This window comes from Telmatocola sphagniphila, from assembly GCF_018398935.1.
Classification (GTDB): Bacteria; Planctomycetota; Planctomycetia; order Gemmatales; family Gemmataceae; genus Telmatocola; species Telmatocola sphagniphila.
Genome location: NZ_CP074694.1, coordinates 1,988,997 through 1,998,237 on the forward strand (window position 1 = coordinate 1,988,997; position 9,241 = coordinate 1,998,237).

Sequence of the window (9,241 nt, forward strand, 5' to 3'; positions counted from 1 at the left end):
TTAAACCACTTGGAGATTTTTCGCATAAAATACCGACGTCCCCCGGACACTTTTCTCTCCTACCGGGTAATTAACAAATAGCCCTATTTTCTGTCCCCATCAGACGACCGATCGTGAGGCGACGTCGCTGAGGATTGTTAAAGCGATTGCTAATTTAATTTGACGAGTGGTTCTGGTAATGAGGATGTGAGGAAATGAAATCACCCCTTCTGAGTAGGCAGAAAGGGCATTTAGTCCATGTACCCACTCATAGTCTGTGAGCGTTCTGCCAACTCCCTTCTTGATCGATTTGTTACCCTGAAGGCTTTCTCAACCTTTCAGGAGTCGGCAGCATGGCGAAGCCCCATTTGCGAGATCCCCAACGCGAGCAATTATGGCGAGCGACTTTTCAGTCTTGGCAATCGAGCGGTCTGAGCGTCCGCGCATTTTGCGAATTACGCGGCCTCACCGAATCGGCTTTTTACTTTTGGCGTAAAGAACTCCGCAAGCGGGAAGCGGAAGCCCAGCCGGCCTTCGTACCGGTGACCGTTGTTCCCGTTCCGGCCGCCGCGACCATCGAAGTCCGCTGTCCCTCGGGCCACATTGTGACTGTTCACAGTGTCGAGGAATCGACCTTTCGAGCCCTCTTCGGCGCGTTATCTGCCCAGGAGGCGTCATGCTGAACTATACCTCGGCGAAGATTCTTCTTTGCGTGACGCCCACCGACATGCGGAAGAGCTTCGATGGTCTGGCGGCATTGGCCCGCGAGCATCTCAAAAGTGATCCTCTCTCGGGCACCTGGTTCGTCTTTCGCAACAAAAGAGCGGACAAGTTGAAGCTGCTCTACTGGGACAAAGACGGCTACGTCATCTGGCAGAAGCGTTTGGAGGCCGGAACCTTCGAGATGCCTCAGATAGCCGCGGACGCGGCGGGGGTATCGATCTCCTCGAGTGATCTGGCTTTGATTCTCAGCGGCATCGACCTCTCTTCGGTCCGGCGACGCAAACGCTTTGAACTCGAACGTCAGGCCGGCTGAAAATCTTTTCGGCAGATCGCACAATTTTTTTTCGAAGCGTTGAAACTTTTTGGGTTCTGGCGCGTATTATCGGTATGGACAATCCATCCATTCTCGCTGATGCGTCGCTGCCCGACGATCCCGTCCTTCTGAAAGCGATAATCCGCGAACTGCTCGCTGCCCACGGCGAATCTCAGAAAGAAATCGACACCCTTCGACACCGCCTCGATCTGTTGCTCAAACGCGTCTATGGTCCGAAGTCCGATCGCATTCACCCCGATCAACCCAGCGTCTTCGACGAAGCCGATCTGCCGCAGCCGGCTCCGGCTCTCGAACCGCCAAGGACCGAAGAGCCGACGAAGAATCGAAAGAAAGGGCATGGCCGCAAAGCGCTTCCCGGGAATCTGCGTCGCGAGACGACGGAGATCGATATTCCCGAGGTCGAGAAGCGGGCCATCGGCGGTAATTGGGTTCGCATCGGAGAAGAGATCAGCGAGAAGCTCGATTACAAACCTTCCTCGCTATTCGTGCAGCAAACGATTCGACCCAAATACGTGATTCGCTTCGACGACGGCTCCCAAGATCAATTGAAGGTGGCCGAGCTACCTCCAGACGCCTTCCCGAAATCCAAGGCGGCTCCGGGTCTAATCGCCGATGTCATCGTCTCCAAGCTGGTCGATCACCTTCCCTTATATCGACAGGAACAACGCTACGCTCGCCAGGGAGTCGAGATCGCCCGATCTACTCTGTGCGTCTGGCTGGCCGACGCCGCCGAAGTGTTGCATCCGTTGTACCAGTTGATGAAAGCCGATCTGCTGAATGCTCCGATCCTGCACACCGACGACACCACGGTAAGGGATAAAATCGCAGGTATCGATACAATTCTCGACAATTACAGTGACTGATCGAGAAGCTTCCAAGTTCTAGAGCAAGTGAGTCCAAGAGTTTCTCGCCGGAGGTTGCCCAGTCACTCCCGCAAAGTTCATACTCGGTGATATACTAATCGATCAGAAAATTTCGAAGAGTGAGGCTGACATTAACGGCTCGTCTAGCCTGACCTTTCGCGAGTCAACTCATCCGTCCCAAATTTTTCACTGAACGTTTTCCAGCCCGGCAGCGAATGAGAAGGATCGTTTGTGAATAAGCGAATGCGGCGGTTCCAAACGTTCTTCTCGATTGCGACCAGAAGAGACAGACAGTGCTACTTGATCTCGGGATCGTTACTCTTCGCCCCAGCCTCCAGCGCCAACCGCGAATTTAGGCTCAGGTCAATCAGTTCCTTGGAGGCCGCTGCCCGCCGGCGAAACGAACCAACTCCTAACTGCTTAACCAATCGAGTCGACTTTTGCCGGAGCTCGGATTGAATCGTCTGAACCGCCAGCACTAGAACGGCCGGCAGAATGATGCTGTTTATATGAAGACCCCCTCCCAAGTAATTGGACTCGTCTCTTCGCCAGAACCAACTATGCCATTGCCTTTTTCTTGCGCTGATAATCGCGAAGCATGGCATCGGTTCGGTTACGGTCATCCTCTCCCTGCAAGCGGCTCAACTGGAAGGCCAGATAACCGAAGCTGGCTAAGGCCGTCAGTAAAGCCAGCGCATTCATGTCTTTCTTCAGGAACGTGTCGTAGAGGCCATGCAACACGATCGGTATCGCCAGTATTCGGAAGAGACTCGCCCCGTACTCGAACCAGCCATCGGTATTCACCCAGTCCGGTTTCTGTTGAATCGTAATGGCTGCGGAACCAGTCCAAAGTGCATGCAACGCGACGCAGGATATAAAGCGGACCAAATAGATGCCTGAACTGGAAATGCCGTTGTATTGCCCACCCGCGTAAACCACGGCCTCCGAGATGCCGAATCCCGCGCCCGAGGCCATCCCCCAGAGGAACGCATTTCGCCAGCTTTGGCTTTCCTGCTGGGAATGTTTAAACAAGAGCGGAACGGCCTTGCACACCTCTTCGCAAAAGCCGACTCCAAGAGTAAAGCCGACGAAGCTGAGCAGAAAGCCGTTATCCGGGTCGGTGGCCGCACGATAAGAGAACCCAATGAATTTGACGATGTAAAAGAAAATGATCAGCACGCTACGGCCGATCAGAGTCACCCCATAGGTCGCATCGGCGATGTACTGAAACAAAAATAACATCAGCACGCCAACTGTGCCGGTAAAGAGCCCGATCCAAAGTAATCGCTTGGGGTCGGCAGTGCCGAATAGAGACAGAGAGTAAATGAATATCAAAAAGACAGTGGCGGAGAGACCCGCGAAAAGCCAGTGAAGTTTGCTGTTACGAGGCAGGAAGGCCCCATCGAATTTGTGCTGGGGTAATATTTCGAAAATCCGTTCAAAAGCGGCCTCTGGATCATTGCTGCTTTCGAGTGCCGCAGTGATGCGATGTTCTACTTCAGGGTTGGAATTTTCAAGTGTTCTTAGAAGTCGGGGAATCGGTTCGTCCGCCTCCGATGGCTTACGCAGTAGCGAAAATGCCAAAGGTATCAGCGCGGCGATCAGCAACCAGTGCAAGTGGCGAAACCAGCCCGGCGGATCGTTCGATTTCACTGGGGAGACTTTTGGCTTCGAAGGCGGGGCGTGAAGTTGGCCTCCGACCGGAATTTTCGCCTGGGGCGGATCCTCGAACTGCTTGAGAAGGGTATTCTTCCGCTCGGTCTTGGACAAGGGATCCGAATCATAACAATCCGGTTCGGAAGTGTTCACTTCGGAGGCGGAGGGAGTATCCTCAGAAATGGGCGAATCCAACAGTAATGCGGCGGCTACTTCATCTTCCGAAGGGGGTGTAGGAATGGTCACCCGCGTTTTACAACCGGGACAGGCGACGGGTGACACTGGCACCCCATCTCAATAAACGCAAGTCGATGTAAAATCTAGACTTGGGTGGCACTGTCTATCTGACAGTGCCATTTAGAACTCACCCATCCTACAACAACAAATCACCCTATTTCAACCCAGAAGGAATTCATGCCCCGGCGGGTGGCACTGGCAAGCATTCTTAATCAGCGCATGTCGTTATCCAATAACGGTTTGAGTGGCACTGGCCATCTGCGAGTGCGTTTCTGCAATAAAGCGTTCTTTCTGCTCGAATTTGTGCCTGAGAGGGTGACAATTCTCTGGCACTTTTTTCTCCCACGCACTGGCAGTTAGCCAGTGCCACACGGAAATTGGACGAGGATTGAGTCCTACAATTCGCAAAGATCAATAAAAAAAACAGCAAGTAACCAGTGCCACCCAAACTGTTACTCAATAACGACTTGAGTTGATTTAGTTAGGTTACCAGTGCCACCCCGCCGATTTTCTGACTCAAACGACGGCACAGCACATTTTAGCGGGATTGAAGGTATTGGAGATGGCATTCGCAATATTACAAGATATGCCCGCCAACGGCTGGAGGAAATGGTGCAATGATTTTGGGAAAAACGGACCGTTTTGCAATTGAAATTGGTCAACTAGAATTGTACCCAGAAGCTTCTGGACTATTCGTTCAATTCCGATTTTGGGTCGCGAATTTTCCGGTCGGCGATTGGGACGATCGGATTCCTTTAGGTGCGAGTATTGATACCGCTTGTTTGATTCGAAACACAGAATGGGCACGGCAGCTTTCGCCTTTCGCCCCGAGCCTGCCTGACGATATGTTTCGTGCAGTTTACGATGCTTTCTTCGCATACGATTACTCCAAAGACCCGGTTGAAGCCCCGAACCTACGAGATCGATTCCATTTGGACGATATTGGCTTGGGAGCCATCCAAGACAAGTACGGACTGATTCTTGTTGTGTCCTTAGAAGGTTTGGAGAGAGTCATTGTCAAAGATTTGAGACAAGAACAGTTTATCGCAGACGTATCAATGCCACTTGGTTTTGTTGAATCTGTGTTGAACGAATATATTGAATGGGGAAGAACGAAGTTGCTTGCGGCAAGAAGTTGAGGTATGTATCGCCCCAGCTGGCGATTCTAGGTGTTCGCGGTCTGGTCAAAAACCATATTGGGTCGAGGTAGGGACTGGGATTACTCCGCCCTGGTCAAAAACTATGTCGCACCGTTCGACTGGATATTTCTCGGGTAAAATTCAGATGAAGGTCGATCGGTGTTGTCCCAAAATTGGGGTTCGAATACTAGTCGGCAGCTACCAAGGTTGGATTTTGGGTCGCGGTAGGGACGGGGATTACTCCCCGCCCCCCGCACAGATCCGTGCATGCGGAATTACCGCACACGGCTCTTACTTCGGGTGTTTGGCATAGAAGCGTTCGTTTGGAGAAGGATGAAGGATTTTCGGGGAAGGAAGAAGTCGATTGGCGAGAGGGCCGAATCGCTCCCAAATCAAGCGATTTCTCTGGCTCCGACGCCTGAGCGACTTATACCAGATACGTACAACTTGAGTGTGAAACGATTGCAGAGCGGGCATGTTCCCTGGGATCGCATGATACTGATAGTACCCTGCCAGCACCTGGCGTAACCAACTTGCTTGCTCGGGGATTGGTTCGTGCCGCCTTTTCGAAAGCACTTCTTTCACCCGTTGCAAGCGAACCCTCATTCGCTTCTTCGCCGTCTTCCTTTTCACCAGAAATGTTCTGCTCAATCGTTTTACGCCACAACAATGGGTAAAGCCGAGGAACTCGAACGTTTCTGGTTTCCCTTGGCCACGCTTCTGACGATCTTCGCCCGCGAACCGGCCGAATTCGATCAGCCGCGTTTTCTCGGGGTGCAATTCCAGTCCAAATTTCTGGAATCGAGCTTTCAGGTCGAATAGAAACCGCTCGGCTTCGCGCCGATACTGGAATCCCAGTGCAAAATCATCGGCATACCGGATAACAATGACGTCTCCGTAGGCATGCTTTTGCCGCCACTGGTGCACCCAAAGGTCGAAGACATAATGCAGATACAGATTCGCGAGGAGTGGAGAGACCACTGCCCCTTGAGGTGTACCCATTTTCGTTTCCGACCAGCGACCGTCTTCGGATACTCCCGCTTTGAGCCATTTCTGGATCAGGCGGAGAATCCTCGGATCGGCGACCCGGTGCTCGACGAATTTCAGTAGCCATTCGTGGTCGATGGTATCAAAGAAACCCCGAATGTCCGCATCGAGCACCCAATTCACCTTCTTTCCCATGATTCCGACGTGAAGGGCATCCAACGCATCATGCGCCGAACGCTTCGGTCGAAAACCGTAGGAAAAACCCACGAAATCCGCCTCCCAAATCTCACTGAGAACCGTCACTATAGCTCGTTGGACTACCTTGTCCTCTAGAGCTGCAATGCCCAACGCTCGCATTCCTCCGTCCGCTTTTGGTATGTGCGTCCTCCTTACGGGGACAGCTCGATAGCTTCCGGTATGAATGCGGCGATGGAGATCCTCGATTCGATGAGTTAGACCAATTTCGTACTCCTTCCACGTGACACCATCATTGCCCGGAGCCGCATCCTTCTGCAAGGTTTTGAAGCTCCGAATCAATAAGGGTATTGTCACATGATGAAGTAAAGCGGTGAATTTTACCTTCTTATCCTTTCGTGCCACTTCTCGCACTCGCTGCATTCCGGATGACGCGTTGGCTCCGCTCTGTGTCGGAAACGCGACCTTCTGCAGTAAGTTTCCCGATGTTGATAGCCTTCCCTCCATCGTCTCCGCCGGTCTCCGACCTTTGTTCGACGACTTCTCGGGTACTACGCCATCATCCGACTTCTCAAGGCCGTACATGTCAGGATTATGGGTTATCCCCTTTCCCGACCGATCCGACGAACCATCTTCGACGGATGAACTTGAGATCTCCCGGTTCCCGCGCAAAGAGTTTTCCCACATGCTCAGGGCCTCCGACTGCGTAGAGTTCCAGGAAGACTCGCCTATGATGCCCTCCTCGATGTGGCCTTCCGCTTCGGATAACAGCGTCGGCACCCCAGATGACGTGATTTCGCAGCTCGATACCTGGCCTGTGTGTGCCCCTGTCAACGCTTCACCGACAGCCTCGCGACTGGCGGCGTATGACTCGGGGTCGAGATGACTGGCTAAGTCTTCCTCGCGTGACTCTTTCATTCACTACTCCTTGCCGGTTTCGCCGGCGCACTAACCGTGCTGTGAAATGCGTCCTTGCGTACTTTGCTAGTCTGGAGAGTTTCTTTAACGGAGACTTTCTGTCCCGAACCGAATTCTGGTCGCATTTGTAGCCGAATTAAAGCTGTAGGGATTTTGGCATTTTGAAGGGTGTTTTGCCGAATACCGGGGAATATTGGAGCGGTCTGATGACCGAGACCGGGGTGTTGCGATGGGCCGGCGTAGTCCGGCACGAGGCGCTGCCGTTCGCCGCGAGCAGCAGAGGTTCGTAGAGTAACGGGCTTCCTGCGACTGATTACTTTTTGGCTTGTCGGGTTTGATATTCGTTGAGCCAGCGTTCGAGTAAATCGACGGCGGTGAGGAAGTCGTAATCGAGGGTGAGCAAGAGGTCGATGTTGTTGAAGTTTTTTTGGCAGTCGAAGCAGTGGGCGAGGTTGTTGCGTGGGTTGACGGTAGCCCGCATTTCGCCGCAGTTGGGGCAGAGGAAGCGGAAGTAACCTTCGCTCATTTTCGAAGGTGGCCCATCGGCTCCCAGACTGACTAAGTCAACCCGACTGTACCCCAGTTTTCCCACCTGGAAAATCTGCTAATCCGGTTAACACTTGGGAGATATTTTGCAGTTCGAACAGTGTCACTCTCGCACACCGAAATAGACGCGAACTCGAGTGCCCTATCCCGCTTCGATTCTCAAATATATCCGTAAACTATTGTAAATAATAGGTTTATATCATGTCCCTCAAAAATACTCTCGCCGACTTGAGAGTATTTATTCCGAGGAGTGTCACGTTTGGGGAGAGGAATGTCATGAGGCAAATAACTCCACTGACATCCCAGGGCCAGCGCACTTTTGGGTAATCTTCGCAATTTAGGTTATCTTGCGCTGTTGTCGTTTTGAGTGTAGGATTCTCCTTCAAGTCGCAATTAGTGAGCGACCTTGCAGGAGGCTTCGACGATGGCGAAAACGAAGGCGACCACAATCGATGAAATTCTCAGTCACTTCAGCTTTTTGGAAGATCCTCGAGAAGAGATTAATCGGAAGCATCCGTTTCGCAGCGTTCTCGTTATCGCTCTAATGGCCGTGCTGGCCGGAGCAGCGGGTCCGACGGGCATCACCCGCTGGGCCGAGCTTAAAAAGGACCTGCTGTCGCGGGTGTTGGATTTGCCCAATGGCGTGCCGTCGAAGGATGTGTTCCGACGCGTCTTGATGGCCCTGAATCCGCAGGCCTTTCAACTATGTTTCGAAGCCTGGGTGAACTCGTTGCGGGAAAAAGCGGGCGAGCGGATGAAGATCGATCAGCCGATCCTGGCGGTAGACGGTAAGACTCTTCGCCGTAGTCACGACGAGAAAAAAGGGCTGGGGGCCTTGCATCTGGTAAGTGTCTGGTGCGGCGAACTCGGTCTATCGTTGGGGCAGGTGGCTTGCGAGGAGAAATCGAACGAAATTACGGCGATTCCGGAGCTTTTAGGGTTGGTGAACGTAGAAGGCGCGATTGTGACGATCGATGCGATGGGCACGCAGAAAGCGATAGCGGAATTAATCGTCGAGAAGAAAGGAGACTACGTTTTGGCGTTGAAGGGGAATCAGGAAAAATTGCATCGAGCGGTGATCGACTACATCGACCAGCAGAGCGTCAACGGCTTCGAGGGGATCGAAACGCGGCAGTTCCTTAGCGAGGAACGCGGGCACGGTCGCGAGGAGGGCCGCGCTTACATTCAGATGCGTGCTCCCAAGGAGTTGCCCGGCTTCGAATTGTGGAAGGGTTTAAAGACGTTGGGCGTGGTGGTGTCGCAGTCGGTTCGCAAGGGGCAGGAAGTGATTTCGAAGCGATATTTCATCAGCAGTTTGGATTTGGGAGTGCGGAATTTTGCCCGGGCCGTGCGCGGACATTGGAGCGTGGAGAACGGCTGCCATTGGATACTGGATGTGCAATATCGGGAAGATGAATCGCGGATCCGGGAAGCGAATTTGCGGGAGAATTTCGCCTGGCTGAACCGCTTCAGCCTGTCGCTGTTGAAGCAGCATAAGAAAAAAGACAGCGTGGCCATGAAACGACGCTGCTGTGGGTGGGACGATGCGTTCCTACTGCAAGTCCTTACGGGAAAAGATACTTAGTACGCGCTGGCCCTGAGGCTCAGAGTGGGTAACCAGTCCGGTATACTGTCTCAATGTGTGGGCAAATTGGGTTTTAAGC

Annotated in this window: 8 protein-coding genes; 5 read left to right on the plus strand and 3 right to left on the minus strand. The window is 52.8% G+C overall.

Annotated features, from left to right (window positions below; genetic code table 11):
• Window positions 1-332 precede the first annotated feature (332 nt).
• The 3 genes from tnpA (at window position 333) to KIH39_RS08010 (ending at window position 1,899) form a co-directional block, all read left to right on the plus strand.
• Window positions 333-662, plus strand: a complete 330-nt coding sequence (tnpA, locus tag KIH39_RS08000; protein ID WP_213498818.1) for an IS66 family insertion sequence element accessory protein TnpA — start codon at window positions 333-335, stop codon at window positions 660-662.
• Window positions 656-1,015, plus strand: coding sequence for an IS66 family insertion sequence element accessory protein TnpB (tnpB, locus tag KIH39_RS08005; RefSeq protein ID WP_213498819.1), 360 nt, complete (start codon window positions 656-658; stop codon window positions 1,013-1,015). The genes tnpA and tnpB overlap by 7 nt, the downstream gene beginning before the upstream one ends.
• Window positions 1,016-1,089: 74 nt before the next feature.
• Window positions 1,090-1,899, plus strand: coding sequence for an IS66 family transposase (locus tag KIH39_RS08010; RefSeq protein WP_213498820.1), 810 nt, complete (start codon window positions 1,090-1,092; stop codon window positions 1,897-1,899).
• A gap of 558 nt (window positions 1,900-2,457) precedes the next feature.
• On the opposite strand, the gene KIH39_RS08015 is transcribed toward KIH39_RS08010, so the two are convergent.
• Window positions 2,458-3,843, minus strand: a complete 1,386-nt coding sequence (locus KIH39_RS08015; protein WP_213498821.1) for a PrsW family glutamic-type intramembrane protease — start codon at window positions 3,841-3,843, stop codon at window positions 2,458-2,460.
• A 566-nt stretch (window positions 3,844-4,409) separates the two neighbouring features.
• Here KIH39_RS08015 and KIH39_RS08020 point away from each other — a divergent pair.
• Entirely contained in the window at window positions 4,410-4,931 is a 522-nt protein-coding gene (locus tag KIH39_RS08020; RefSeq protein ID WP_213498822.1) for a hypothetical protein, read from the plus strand.
• A 291-nt stretch (window positions 4,932-5,222) separates the two neighbouring features.
• Here the strand turns inward: KIH39_RS08020 and ltrA are convergent, their stop codons facing one another.
• Complete coding sequence (gene ltrA, locus KIH39_RS08025) at window positions 5,223-7,031, minus strand: group II intron reverse transcriptase/maturase (RefSeq protein ID WP_390623685.1); 1,809 nt, start codon at window positions 7,029-7,031, stop codon at window positions 5,223-5,225.
• A 313-nt stretch (window positions 7,032-7,344) separates the two neighbouring features.
• The gene (locus KIH39_RS08030; RefSeq protein ID WP_213498823.1) at window positions 7,345-7,623 is read right to left on the minus strand and encodes a hypothetical protein; all 279 of its coding nucleotides are present in this window, start codon (window positions 7,621-7,623) and stop codon (window positions 7,345-7,347) included.
• A 378-nt stretch (window positions 7,624-8,001) separates the two neighbouring features.
• Here KIH39_RS08030 and KIH39_RS08035 point away from each other — a divergent pair, with 378 nt between their 5' ends.
• Window positions 8,002-9,162 (plus strand): ISAs1 family transposase, encoded by a 1,161-nt coding sequence (locus KIH39_RS08035; protein ID WP_213498824.1) that lies wholly within the window; start codon window positions 8,002-8,004, stop codon window positions 9,160-9,162.
• Window positions 9,163-9,241: the final 79 nt, after the last annotated feature.